The sequence below is a fragment of the Hymenobacter tibetensis genome (assembly GCF_022827545.1).
Lineage (GTDB): Bacteria > Bacteroidota > Bacteroidia > Cytophagales > Hymenobacteraceae > Hymenobacter > Hymenobacter tibetensis.
The window spans coordinates 2554348-2567869 of sequence record NZ_CP094669.1 but is presented as its reverse complement, the minus strand read 5'-3'; the positions used below and the strand labels follow the sequence as shown (position 1 = coordinate 2567869).

Genomic DNA, 13522 nt, shown 5'->3' with positions numbered 1-13522 from the left:
CAAGATAAGGTCTTGCGCTGGGTTGGCCTAACCTTCTGTTGAGTTTGCACGTCATTTGGCGGGCGGTTCTACCTTTGCCGCTTATCTCCCGCAACCACCCGAAACATGGCCAACCTGAACGACCCGGCGCTCCGCTCCTGGATTGATATTCCGCCCACCAGCGACTTTCCCATCCAGAACCTGCCATTTGGGGTGTTTGAAACCGATGAGAGGGGCCCGCACCTGGGCGTGGCCATCGGCGAGTACGTGCTGGACTTGTACGCCGTGGCGCAGTTCGGCTTCTTCTCCGACCTCGATTTGGGCCCGAAGATGCCCAAGGTGTTTCGGCGCCGGACGCTCAACCAGTTCATTGCCCTGGGCCGGCCGGCGTGGCGGGCCGTGCGCCAGCGCGTATCAGAGTTGCTGCGCCACGACAACGACGCCCTATCCAGCAGCCTGGAAGTGATGCGCGAGTGTTTGGTGCGGCAGAGCGAGGCCCGCATGCTGCGCCCCATCAAGCCCCAGAACTACACCGATTTTTATAGCAGCATCGAGCATGCCACTAACGTGGGCACAATGTTTCGCGACCCAGCTAACGCCCTGCTGCCTAACTGGCGCCACATACCTATCGGCTACCATGGCCGGGCCAGTAGCATTGTGGTGTCGGGCACGGATATCCGTCGGCCCAATGGGCAACGCAAAGCTCCGGATGCAGATGCGCCTACCTTCGGCCCCTCGCAGCAGCTGGATTTCGAGCTAGAAATGGCATTTGTGGTGGGCCGCAGCACCCAACTCGGCGAAACGGTGGCTTTGGCCGAGGCGGAAGACCATATTTTCGGGCTGCTGCTGTTCAACGATTGGAGCGCGCGCGACATTCAAAGCTGGGAATACGTACCGCTGGGGCCGTTTCTGGGCAAGAGCTTCGGCAGCAGCGTGTCGCCGTGGGTGGTGACGCTGGATGCGCTGGAGCCGTTCCGCGTGGCCGGCCCGGTGCAGGAACCCGAGCCGCTGCCGTATCTGGTCCAGTCGAACCCCCATAACTTCGATATCAAGCTGGAAGTAGCTATTCAGCCCGAAAGCGCCGAGGAAACTGTGGTGTCGCGCTCCAACTTCGGGCTGATGTATTGGAGTATGGCTCAGCAGCTCACTCACCAAAGCAGCAACGGCTGCAACCTGGAAGTGGGCGACGTGTACGCCTCGGGCACTATTAGCGGTGCCACCCCCGATTCGCTTGGCTCGATGCTGGAACTGGCCTGGAAAGGTACCCGCCCTGTCCCGCTGACCGATGGCTCGGAGCGCAAGTTCCTGCTCGATGGCGACACCGTGACCATGCGCGGCTACTGCGAAAAGGACGGTATCCGCATCGGATTTGGGGAAGTGACGGGCACCGTTTTACCGGCTAACACCTCTTCCTTGTAGCACAGAAAAGTCAGCTCCACTCCTACCCTCTGCTAAGGCGAGAATAGAGTACGCGGGTCGCAGGTCGCACGGCAACTTGTTTCAGCCTAGCAACACCTGCTCAGTGCATGCTGTAGCGTAGACCTTACGCTATGGCATGCACTACGCGTTAGTATAAGCTACGTTGAACCGTCCTTGGCTGTAGCGCACTTTGGAAATGGAGCCATAGTCGATGTCTAGCCGGAAGGCATTGGCTAGCGGCAACCCTAGGCAATGGCAAAGCAGGCTCCGGATAACGGCCGAGTGGCAGAACACCAATGCTGTCTGGGGGGCGTCGGGCTGCGCCAACATATCCAGGAGGAAGGCGGTGGTACGCGCTTGGAGGTCGAGGAAACTTTCGCCACCAGGGGCAGGAACTTGCACGTAGTCGGCCATCCAGGGGTCTAGCTCGGCGGCGGGCAATTCGCTCCACGGCTGCAGTTCCCAGCGGCCAAAGTCGTATTCCCGGAGGCGGTCGTCGAAGTGGATGGAGCCGGGTACTAGGGCTTCGGCCAAACTACGGCAGCGCGTAAGCGGACTACTATAGGCGACTACTGGATTATTGTTCACTATGGGCGCCAACCGGGTACGCACGGCGGCTTCATCTTCCGGATACGTTGCAGCGACGGGTACATCGGAGCAGCCGTAACAGATACCAGCAGGCGTGGCTACGCGGGTGTGACGAATCAGATAGAAGTCCATAAGCGAGAGCAGAAAAACAGATAGATAAGTACCTCTGCCACTTGTTGGGTGGCCCCTAGGCAGTCGCCGGTGTAGCCCCCAATCCAGCGCGTGAAGTAGCGGGCCAGATAGGTTTTCACTAGCCACAGCGGCAATAGCACCAGTAGCAACCAGCCGTTGCGCAACCAAGCAGCATACACCAGCAATGGCAACAAGCCAAGCAGCAAGCCAACCCCGAAATCCGAAGCGCTTAGCTTCTTGGCAATGGGCTTGGCCTTGCTGTCTTCGTTTTCGCGGGCGTATTCGTGGGTGTAAATAAAGGACAGCGCCGTGGTTCTACTTAGCGCGTGCGCCACTAGCAGCACGGGCACAACCGCACCAGGCGCCATGCTGCGGAGCGCCAGAAATTTCAACGCCAGCATCAGCCCCAGTCCCGTTACGCCATACGTACCCAAACGGCTATCCTTCATGATTTCCAGGATGCGCAGCTTAGTCCAGCCGCCCCCGAATCCGTCGCACACGTCGGCAAAGCCGTCTTCGTGGAACGCCCCCGTGAGCAGAATACCGGCCACCATGCTCAGCAGCAAAGCTACATCCGGCGGAAAAAGCAGCTGCAGCCCCCAGTAAACAGCCGCCGCCCCGCCCCCCACTATCCACCCCACCACCGGAAAATACACAGTGGATTTGTTGAGCTTTTCTTCGGAGTGCCCTATCCAGCTGGGGCAGGGAATGCGCGTGTAAAACATGAGAGCTGTGAAGAACAGCTCGATTTGCCGACGCATCATGCCGTAACTGGAGTTTGTGTGGTGCTTTGGCTTACCCCGGCGCTTTCAAATGAGGCCATTTCATTTAGAAAACTGACGGCAGCCACCAGCAATGGGTACGCCAATGCGCAGCCCGTGCCTTCGCCCAACCGCAAATTCAAGTTCAGCAGCGGCCAGGCTTGCAAGTACGTTAGCATCCGCTGGTGCCCCGTTTCTTCCGATTGATGGCAGAACACGCAGTACTCGCGCACAGCAGGGTGTAGTGCGGTAGCCGCCAGCAAGGCCGCCGTAGCAATAAACCCGTCAATCAGCAGAATGAGCCCCTGCTCCGCTGCGGCTAGCATGGCTCCGGCCATCTGCACGATTTCAAAGCCTCCAAACGCGGCCAATATTTCCAGTGGGCTTGTGGCGGTGTGCTGTTGCGCGGCAGCGGTGAGAATGGCCGCCTTGTGGGTGAGTTGGTCGTCATCGAGGCCGGTGCCACGCCCGAGGCATTCGGTTAGGGGCAGGCTCGTTAGGTGGTGCATGAGCAAGGTAGCGGCCGACGTGTTGGCAATGCCCATTTCGCCGAAGCCCAGCACGTTGCACCCCGTAGCCGCCACCTCGCGCGCCAGCTTGGCCCCGGCGGCCAACGCCTGCTCGCACTGCGTTATACTCATGGCTGGCTCGTGCAGAAAGTTGCGGGTGCCTTCCGCTATCTTTTGGTTGATGACGGCCGGAAACTCTGTGAAGCTGCCTTTCACGCCGGCGTCCACTATTTTCAACGCTATGCCTTGCTGCCGGCAAAACACGTTGATGGCCGCTCCGCCACTTAGAAAGTTAAGCACCATTTGGTAGGTCACCTCCTGCGGATACTTGCTCACGCCTTCGGCCGCAATGCCATGGTCGGCGGCGAATACCAGCACGTGCGGGCTGCGGAGCTGCGGCGTGAGGGTTTGCTGGATGAGGGCTACGTGACCGGCCAGGGTTTCCAAACTACCAAGGGCCCCCACTGGCTTGGTTTTGCTGTCTAGTTTCAGTTGGATGGCCGCCGCTAGCTTCTGGTCGAGCGGTTGGATGTAGAAGTTGGGCATACGGTGGATTTTGGCGCGAAGGTAACGGCGCGAAGCGGAAGCCGTGCTGCAACGCTCACAACTACGCACGAGCCGCCGGGTTTTCAACCTGAAACCAACGGGCTGTGTTCTGCTAAAGCACCAGAGGCCACTGGCAGCTTTGCCAGTGGCCTCTGTTATGCTAGGTAGGGTCTTTTTGTCGGCTACTTCCGCCCGCCGATAATCTCATCGACCACTCCCGGATCAAGTAAGGTGGTGGTATCGCCGAGGTTGGAGGTTTCTCCCTCGGCTACTTTACGCAGGATGCGCCGCATGATTTTGCCGGAGCGGGTTTTGGGCAAGCCCGACACAATCTGAATCTTATCGGGCTTGGCAATTTTGCCGATTTCCGCCACAATGGTTTCGATGATGCTGGCTTCGATGTGCGCCTTGTCGGCATCCTTGTCGCAGGCCCCCTCGCGGCAGATAACGTAGGCGTAGATGCCTTGCCCCTTCACGTCGTGCGGGTAGCCGACCACTGCCGATTCCACCACGTTGGCGTTTTGGTTGATGGCATTCTCGATTTCGGCCGTGCCGAACCGGTGGCCGCTTACGTTTATCACGTCGTCAACGCGGCCGATGATGCGGTAGAGGCCTTCTTCGTCGCGGCGGGCCCCGTCGCCGGTGAAGTAGTAGCCCGGATACGGAGCGAAGTACGTTTGGCGGGCGCGCTCATGGTCGCCGTAGGTGGTTCGGATAATGCCAGGCCAGCTGTTTTTGATAGCCAAGTAGCCTTCTTCGCCGTTGCCTTCTATTTCTTTGCCTTCCTGCGTAAGCAGCACCGGCAGTACGCCAGGCAGCGGCAAGCCCGCGCGGGCCGGTACGCTTGGGGTGATGCCCGCCAGTGCCGAAATCATGATACCAGCGGTTTCGGTTTGCCACCACGTATCCACGATGGGGCAACGCTCCTTGCCCACGTGCTGGTGGTACCAGTACCAGGCTTCTTCGTTGATGGGCTCTCCTACCGACCCCAACACGCGCAACGAATCCAGCGAATAGCTGAGCACGTTGTCGAGCGGGGCGGCCATCAGGCTGCGAATGGCCGTGGGCGCGGTGTAGAAGATACTGACCGAGTGCTTGTCAATCACCTCCCAGAAGCGGCCGGCATCGGGGTACGTAGGAATACCCTCGAACATGAGCGTGGTAGCGCCCGCCAACAGTGGGCCGTACAGCAAATATGAGTGGCCCGTCACCCATCCAATGTCGGCGGTGCACCAATAAATATCGTTTTCCTCGACCTGAAACGTGTTGCGGAACGTGTAATCGGTCCAGACCATGTAGCCAGCGGTGCTGTGCACCACGCCTTTGGGTTTGCCGGTGCTGCCGGAAGTGTATAGGATGAAGAGCGGATCTTCGGCGTCCATTTCCTCGGCTGGGCAGGTTTTGGCTACGTCTTCGGCTTCCTCGTGGTACCATACGTCGCGCCCTTCCTTCATTTGCACGGGCCAGCCCAGGTGCTCGACCACAATCACGCGGCGCACGGAAGGGCAGTTTTCCAGTGCCTCGTCCACAACGCGCTTCACCGGTATCTGCTTGGCTCCGCGGTTCAGGCCGTCGGCGGTCAGCACCACCGTGGCTTGCGCATCGTTCACCCGGTCGGCAATGGCGGTGGCTGAGAAGCCCGCAAAAACCACCGAATGCACGGCTCCGATACGGGCGCAGGCCAATACGGCAATGGCCAGCTGCGGAATCATGGGCATGTAGAGGCAGACCCGGTCACCTTTCTCCACGCCGTTGTTGTGCAGCACGTTAGCGAACTTGCATACTTCCTGGTGCAGTTCCCGGTAGGTTAGGCGCAGGTGACGGGTTTTGGTGTCGTTGGGCTCGTAGATGATGGCCAGCTTGTTGCCGCGCGCCGCCAAGTGCCGGTCCAGGCAATTCTCGGTGATGTTGAGGCGGGCACCACTGAACCACTCGTTCTTGCCGGCGGCCATATCAGAGTCGAGGACCTTGTCCCATTTGCGGCGCCAGGTGAAGGGCTCCGCTACCTCAGACCAGAATTGCTCGGGGTTCTCGATGCTACGCTTGTACGCATCGTGGTACTCTTCGAGCGTGCGGATGCGGGCATGTTTAGTGGGTACGTCGGGCATGGAAGTGGTGAAATTGTAAAGTGGGAGAAGTAGTCAACAAGTTATTGTTCTGCCGGGAACCTTGCGGCCCCGTGCATGGAGCAGGCATCAGGGGGCGAGGTTTCCGGCCAGGCTTTCGAAGGCGTGGCCTACCTGCCGCCGTTGCAGCACCGCCCTGATTTCTGCCAGGATCAGTGGGTCATCGATGGTGGAAGGAACGGTAAAATCTTCCCCGTCGGCTAACTGGCGCATGGTCTTGCGCAATATTTTACCGGAACGCGTTTTAGGTAAACGCTTTACAACTGCGGCTTGGCGGAAGCTGGCAACGGCCCCAATCTTTTCGCGGATAAGGCCCACCAACTCCTGCTCTACTTGCGCTTCGGATATAGTCTGACCGTCTTTGAGCACAACCAAGCCCACCGGGCGTTGGCCGCGCAACGGGCACGCAATGCCCAGCACCACACATTCGGCTACGGCTGGGTGGGCTGCTAGCAGCTCTTCCATCTGGCCAGTGCTTAGGCGGTGGCCGGCTACGTTGATAACGTCATCAACGCGGCCCATAATAAAGAAGTAGCCGTGGGCGTCTTGGTAGCCTCCGTCGCCGGAGAGGTAGTAGCCCGGGAACGTGTCGAGGTAGCTACGCTGGAAACGCGCATCGTCTTGCCAGAGCGTGGGCAGGCAGCCGGGCGGCAACGGTAGTTTCACGGCCACTAGTCCGGTGGTGTTGGCGGGCACTGGCTGGCCACCTTCGTCGAGAATCTGCACGTGGTAGCCTGGCACCGGCTGGCCCGCCGAGCCGGCGCACGGCGGCGGTACATCAGACAGCCCCACCGAGGTAGCCAGCATAGGCCACCCCGATTCCGTTTGCCACCAATGGTCGACAACGGGCACGCCCAGCACGTGGCCGGCCCATTCGTAAGTGGCAGGGTCGCACCGCTCGCCGGCCAGAAACAGGTAACGCAGGTGGCTTAAATCATACTGGCTGGCGAGCTGGCCTTCCGGGTCTTCTTTCTTGATGGCCCGAATGGCAGTGGGCGCCGTGAACATCACCTGAACTTTATACTCAGCCAGCAGGCGCCAGAACGTCCCGGCATCGGGGGTGCGCACGGGTTTGCCTTCAAACAGCACCGATGTGCACCCTTGCAGCAACGGCCCGTACACAATGTAGCTGTGGCCCACGGCCCACCCAATATCCGAGGCGCTGAACATGGTTTCGCCAGGCTGCAAGCCATACACGGCACCCATGCTGTACTTCAGCGCCACGGCGTGGCCACCGGTGTCGCGCACCACGCCTTTCGGCTTGCCAGTGGTGCCGGAGGTGTAGAGGATGTAGAGCGGATCGGTGGCCTCGACGGGTACGGCCGGCACGGGCGCGGCCTGCAGCACTTCCCTGAAGTCCACGTCGCGGTGGGGTTGCAACTCGGCCTGCACAACGTCTTCGCGCTGCAGCACTACCACGTGTGCAGGCTGATGCGTTGCTTGCGCAATAGCGGTATCCACGAGCGGCTTGTACGGAATGACCTTATTGAATTCAAGCCCGCCCGAGGCGCAAATAATAGCGCGGGGCTGCGCATCATCAATTCGCATAGCTAGTTCTTGGGGCGCAAAGCCACCGAACACCACCGAATGCACCGCCCCCAGTCGGGCGCAGGCCAACATGGCCACCACTGCTTCCGGCATGTTGGGCATGTAAATAAGTACCCGGTCGCCTTTGTGTACGCCCAGGTTGCGCAGCCCGCCCGCAAACCGAGCCGTCAGGTCGAGCAGCGCGCGGTAAGTGTACTGCCGCACGGTGGCCGTCACCGGCGAATCGTAGATGAGGGCGAGCTGGTCGGCGCGCCCGTGGGCCACGTGGTAGTCGAGGCAGAGGTACGCCGTGTTGAGCTGCCCGCCCCGAAACCAGCGGGTGAAGCCCGTGCCTTCCTCCTGGCTCAACACCGGCTCCGGCGGTGGCTGAAACCACGCGAGCTGCCGCGCCTGCTCCACCCAGAAGGCTGAGGGGTCAGCTAAACTAGCGCCGTGCGCCGCTGCATACGAGGGGGTGGATTTCATGAGACAAAAGGGAACGGGAACGTACTTCTTGTTAGGCATCTGCTTCCTGCGGCTATTGCAGGCCAACTTGCCTACTACGAGCAGACAAGCACCAACTAGGCTACGGGGCAAGGTTTGTCTGGGGGTGCGGCGCGGCGAGTAGCTCCCGCACTTTACTCATGAGCTGGCGGGTGCTGAAGGGCTTGGGAATGTAGAGGTCGGCGCCGGCTTCGTAGCCTTTCTGCACATCAACGTCTTTGGTTTTGGCGGAGAGGAAGATGATTTTGGTACCCGCCCGGTCTGGCCGGGCTTTGATGTAGCGGCACACCTGGTAGCCGTCCACATCGGGCATCATGATATCGAGCAGCACGATGTCAAGGGGGGCGCGGTCGACGGCTTCGAGGGCCTCGGTACCGTTGCGGGCAATGCTTACGGCATAGCCGTTCTTGCGCATCAAAAATTCGAGCGACATCACAATGTTAGGCTCATCGTCCACTATCAATATGTGCGGCATCTTTCAATTAGTAATTAGGAAGTAGGAATTAATAATTGAATCAGTTTTTAGGGTTACAGATGACAGTAGAGCCATGCGGACACTCGAATACAATGGCTTTATACAATGCACGGCGGACAGTTCTTGGTTGCTACTCATCAAGTGCTACTGCAACAACGGGAAGCTCCACCGAAAACCGGGCTCCTTGCTCGGGTTGGCTTTCCACCCAAATGCGGCCGGCGTGCAGCTCCACTATTTTCTTGGTGATGGCCAGGCCCAGCCCCGAGCCTTCGGGTTTGCGCATGGTTTGGTTTTGGGCTTGGAAAAACTTGTCGAAAATGAGGGTGTGAAAAGCCGCTTCGATGCCCTTGCCGTTGTCTTGCACCACCAGGCGGAGCGTGGCGGGGGCACCCGCGGTGGCTGGGGGCAGCTCGGCCGCCACCCGAATACGGCCGCTGCCATCGGCCCGGCACGATTTGATGGCGTTGCTCAACAGATTCACCAGCACTTGCATCAGCCGGTCGCGGTCGGCGGAGAGCTGGGGCAGGCCGGGGGGCGCCGCCACATCCAGCTGAATCTGCTTGTCGCGCAGCAGCTGCCCCACCGACTCGATGGCGTCGTTGAGCACTTCCACGGGGTCGAGGGGTGTGCGGTCGAGGGTGGCTTTGCCGGATTCGTACTTCTCTAGGTCCAGTACCAGCGTGATGAGCCGGCTCAGGCGTTCCGACTCGCGCGTGATGGTGAGCAGGAAACGCTGGCGCTCTTCTTCTTCCAGGTCGGGATTGTCGGTCAGGATTTCAGAAAGCGCCCGGATACTGGTCAGCGGAGTGCGCAGCTCGTGCGTGACGGTGGCCAGAAATTCATCTTTGTGGTGGTCTAGCTCCTGCAGCTGGTCGTAGGCGGCGCGCAGCTCGTCGGTGAGGCGCTGGAGTTGTCGCTGCTGCTTTTGCAGCTGGCGGTTCACTTCCAGCAGCTGCTGGCTTTCGCGCAGGATGCCCACCACGTTGTCGAAGCTAATGTCTTCTACCCCAATGGACGAAGCCAGCAGCAGCCGCGCCGAGGCCGGACCAATGCTACCAGCCAGTAGCTTTTCAGAGTACGCCAGTAGCCGCGGGTCGGCCTGAGGCGGTGCAACATCGTCGGCGGGGTGGGCATCAGGAAACCGTTCGGCAAAAGTGCGCAGGGCCTGCGAAGCGCGGCGCTTGCCCAAGAAGCCGTTTAGCAGGGCGCGCACGTCGGGCAGTTGGGCAGCACCTTGCCAGCTAGCGGGCCCTTCAAACACGTTGCGGTAATGAAACACACCCACGAAAATATCGGCCTGGCGCTGCTCCAACGCCGAAGGCCCCCGCAGCAGGGAAACCCCCACGTAGAAGCCGATATTGAAAAACCAGCTCCAAAACAGTCCGTGCGACAAGTAATCGAGCCCTTCGAGCCCGAACAACGCAAACGGGCGCAACCCATTCCAGCCGAATAAGCCCTCGGAGAGCAGCGCCTCGCTCAGCATGTGCGGCCCCACCATAGTAGGCACCACCAACGTGAAAAACCAGACCACAAACCCCGCCAACAGGCCCGCCGTAGCGCCCTGCCAGTTGCCGCCCTTCCAATAGAGCCCGCCTAACACCACAGGCACAAACTGCGCCACCGCTGCAAACGACACCAACCCGATATTAACTAGCGGCAGCAAGTGCCCCACGCCAATGTAGTAGCCGTACGCGAGCAACAGCACCAGCACCACCGCCAACCGCCGGCTGTTCAGGGCCACCTTGCCCAGGTAAGCAAACCAGCTCGTGCCTTCTGATTGCGCAGCCGGAATCCGAACGAGCAGCGGCATCAGCAGGTGGTTGCTCATCATCACGCTCAAAGCAATGGTTTCCACGATAATCATGGACGAAGCCGCGGACAGGCCCCCGATGTAGATAAACAAAGCCAGCCACGGATGCCCCGCCTGCATGGGTAGCGCTAACACAAACGTATCAGCATCGAACCCCGTCCCCGCTAGCAACCGCCCGCCAAAGGCCAGAGGCAGCACAAACAAGTTGATAATGATGAGGTAGAGCGGAAACAGCCACATGGCTTTGCGCAAGTGGTCTTCGTTGACGTTCTCGACCACTGATACCTGAAACTGCCGCGGCAATACCAGAATAGCAGCCATACTGAGCAACAGCAGCGTAAACCACTGCCCACTACTGGTACCGGCCCCATCCAACGTGAACAGCCGGCTCAGGTCGGGCACGGCGGCGGCTTGCGTGAACACATCCGAAAAGTCATCAAACAGCCCGAAAGTCACGAAGATGCCAGCCGCCAGAAACGCCACTAGCTTCACCAGGCTTTCCAACGCCACAGCCAGCACCATGCCTTCGTGCCGCTCGGTAGCTTCGATGGAGCGCACCCCGAAGATGATGGTGAAGAACGCCAGCGCCACCGTGGTGTAGAGCGCCGAGCTGGCTGCGGTACCTTCCAAGGGCAACTGCAACGCATCGGGCCCGCGGGTAATGATGTCGAAGGACGTGGCAATGGCCTTGATTTGCAGTGAGATGTAGGGCACAATACCCAGCACGCAGACCACCGTGGCCAAGGCCCCCAAAGAAGCACTCTTGCCGTAGCGGGCCGATATAAAGTCGGCAATGGAGGTGAGGCGCTGCAACCGGCAGATGCGGATGATTTTGCGCAGCACCAACCACGCGGCTGGAGCCATCAGCGTAGGGCCCAGGTAGATACCCACAAACTCCAACCCGAAGTGCGCCGCCCGTCCCACCGACCCGTAATAGGTCCAGGCGGTGCAGTACACGGCCATGCTCAGGGCATACACATACGGGTTGTTCACCAGGCTGCTCCGTGCCGAACCCGCCCGACGCTCCGCCGCATACGCCACCCCGAAGAGCAACGCTAAGTAGCCAAACGAAAAGCCGATAACCAGCAGCTTGGACATGGATCCAATTAAAAATTAGGAATTATAAAGTAAGAACTGGGGAAGAATTAAAGGCCTTCTGGCTCCGGTTTCTGGCAGGCAGAACAACCTATTTTCACTTCTTCATTTCTTCATTTTTAATTGACCTTCTTCACCAGCCAGGCCGTGAGCAACACCAACGTTAGCCAGGCCAGCAGCACGTAGAGGTAGAGCACAGGCACGCCCCCCACCCGACCGTTGTGGTTGAAAACTGCCAGCAGTGGGAAGTTTAGCAGCACCCCAAACAGCAAACTCACAAACAACAGCCGCTGTCCGCGGCGCTGCTCGGTCTGCTCCTGCGAAGACATGGGTAGCATAGAGTAGGAGTTGATAGGTGGAGGTGGTTGATTGTAGACGGCTTTCGTAGCGAGACACCAACCGAAGCCAATCGGTTGCCAACCAGCACCAAGCAACAGAAAGTCCGCCGAACCAGGGCCCGACGGACTTTTCAAGAAGGGCTGCGGGCGCAAGCTGGCTACGAGTACCGCTTGATGGGACGTTCTACCGAACGTCGCCGGAGCCTTCTTCCATCAACCGTACGTTGCGCACATCCTTCATCAGGGCCGTGCCAATGAACCAGCAAATCAGGGCAATGATAACTGGGTAGAGCAGGCCAGCAAAGCTGCTGTAGGTTTTAAGCAGAGTGCCTTCGGGTTGCGCAGCAGCAGCCAGCGTGAGGGCCGTGGCAATGAACGGCACGAAGCCCCCGAAAACGCCGTTGCCGATGTGGTACGGCAACGAAAGCGAGGTGTAGCGCACTTTGGTTGGGAACAGCTCCACCAAATAAGCGGCAATGGGGCCGTACGCCATGGTCACGAACAGCACCAGGCAGAACACCAGCGCGGTCATGGGTACTAGGCTTGGCGAAAGGGCTTTCATCACGGCAGGCACGGCTTTGCCGGTGGCATCCACAGTGGCCGCGGTTACTTCCGTCAGGGGACCAGCAAACGCTTTGAGGCCGTAGAAGATTGGAATCGTGAAGAGCGCACCACACAGCAGGCCCATCATGATGATTTTCTTGCGGCCAATCCGGTCGGAGAGGCTACCGAAGTACACGAAGAACGGCGTAGCGAGCAGCAGCGCAACGCAAAGCACAATACTGGCATCCACAAGGTCAAGCTTCAGCGAGTTCTGCATGAACGAGTACGCGTAGAACTGCCCCGTGTACCATACTACCCCCTGGCCCATAGTAGCGCCGAACAGCGAAATCAACACCAACCGGCGGTTTACGGGGTTCACAAACGACTCCCGCAGTGGGCTCGTGCTGGTCTTCCCTTCGGCTTTAGCCTTAGCGAACAGCGGCGACTCGTGTAGCTTGCGCCGGATATAGTACGAGGCAATTACCAAGGCCCCCGACAGTAGAAACGGAATCCGCCAGCCCCACTCTTTGAAGGCTTCTTCGCCGAGGCTCTTACGCGTAACGATGATAACCAGTACGCTTATAAACAGACCGGCCGTAGCCGTAATCTGAATAAACGAGGTGTAGTAGCCCCGCTTGTTGTCGGGTGAGTGCTCGGCCACATACGTGGTAGCGCCCCCGTATTCGCCGCCCAGCGCCAAGCCTTGCAACAAGCGCAGCAGTGTCACGATGATGGGCGCCGCCACTCCAATTTTGTCGTAACTCGGAATCAGGCCGGTTACAAACGTAGCGCCGCCCATAATCAGCAGGGTCAGCAGGAACGTGTACTTGCGGCCCACCAGGTCGCCGATGCGGCCGAAGAACACCGCCCCAAACGGCCGCACAATGAAACCGGCACCAAACACGGCCAGCGTACCCAAGATGGTATCCTCGATTTTGCCCGTAGTACCGAACAGCACCGGCCCGATAATAGCGGCCAGCGAACCGAAGATGTAGAAGTCGTACCACTCGATAACAGTGCCCACCGACGAGGCGGTAATTACCTGCCAGATTTTGCTGGTGGAAACGGCGTTGTTGTCGTGCGTTACCGCGTCGTCGGTGGTGCCCGCTAGAGGGGCAGCCCCTGAATAGGCCCCTGAGTCACGATTAGGGAGGTTCTGGTTCATGATGG

Annotated in this window: 10 protein-coding genes; 1 reads left to right on the top strand and 9 read right to left on the bottom strand. The window is 59.5% G+C overall.

Annotation, left to right across the window (positions count from 1 at the left end):
- Positions 1–105 precede the first annotated feature (105 nt).
- The gene (gene fahA / locus MTX78_RS10210; protein WP_243802306.1) at positions 106–1398 is read left to right on the top strand and encodes a fumarylacetoacetase; all 1293 of its coding nucleotides are present in this window, start codon (positions 106–108) and stop codon (positions 1396–1398) included.
- Positions 1399–1539: 141 nt separating this feature from the next.
- On the opposite strand, the gene cobC is transcribed toward fahA, so the two are convergent.
- The 9 genes from cobC to MTX78_RS10165 all read right to left on the bottom strand — a co-directional run bounded on the left by cobC (position 1540) and on the right by MTX78_RS10165 (position 13517).
- Positions 1540–2118 (bottom strand): alpha-ribazole phosphatase family protein, encoded by a 579-nt coding sequence (gene cobC, locus MTX78_RS10205; protein ID WP_243802305.1) that lies wholly within the window; start codon positions 2116–2118, stop codon positions 1540–1542.
- Positions 2103–2882, bottom strand: coding sequence for an adenosylcobinamide-GDP ribazoletransferase (locus tag MTX78_RS10200; protein WP_317258943.1), 780 nt, complete (start codon positions 2880–2882; stop codon positions 2103–2105). Before MTX78_RS10200 ends, cobC begins: the two co-directional genes overlap by 16 nt.
- On the bottom strand, positions 2879–3934 hold the full coding sequence (gene cobT, locus MTX78_RS10195; protein ID WP_243802303.1) for a nicotinate-nucleotide--dimethylbenzimidazole phosphoribosyltransferase: 1056 nt from the start codon (positions 3932–3934) through the stop codon (positions 2879–2881). The genes MTX78_RS10200 and cobT overlap by 4 nt, the downstream gene beginning before the upstream one ends.
- A 182-nt stretch (positions 3935–4116) precedes the next feature.
- Entirely contained in the window at positions 4117–6042 is a 1926-nt protein-coding gene (gene acs, locus MTX78_RS10190; protein ID WP_243802301.1) for an acetate--CoA ligase, read from the bottom strand.
- 87 nt (positions 6043–6129) lie between these two features.
- Positions 6130–8073 carry an AMP-binding protein gene (locus MTX78_RS10185; RefSeq protein ID WP_243802299.1) on the bottom strand — a complete coding sequence of 648 codons (1944 nt, stop codon included), beginning with the start codon at positions 8071–8073 and terminating at the stop codon, positions 6130–6132.
- A 100-nt stretch (positions 8074–8173) separates the two neighbouring features.
- Positions 8174–8566, bottom strand: coding sequence for a response regulator transcription factor (locus MTX78_RS10180; RefSeq protein ID WP_243802297.1), 393 nt, complete (start codon positions 8564–8566; stop codon positions 8174–8176).
- A gap of 130 nt (positions 8567–8696) precedes the next feature.
- The gene (locus MTX78_RS10175; protein ID WP_243802295.1) at positions 8697–11474 is read right to left on the bottom strand and encodes a sensor histidine kinase; all 2778 of its coding nucleotides are present in this window, start codon (positions 11472–11474) and stop codon (positions 8697–8699) included.
- Positions 11475–11590: 116 nt separating this feature from the next.
- Entirely contained in the window at positions 11591–11809 is a 219-nt protein-coding gene (locus MTX78_RS10170; protein WP_243802293.1) for a hypothetical protein, read from the bottom strand.
- A gap of 184 nt (positions 11810–11993) precedes the next feature.
- Positions 11994–13517 (bottom strand): MFS transporter, encoded by a 1524-nt coding sequence (locus MTX78_RS10165; RefSeq protein WP_243802291.1) that lies wholly within the window; start codon positions 13515–13517, stop codon positions 11994–11996.
- Positions 13518–13522: the final 5 nt, after the last annotated feature.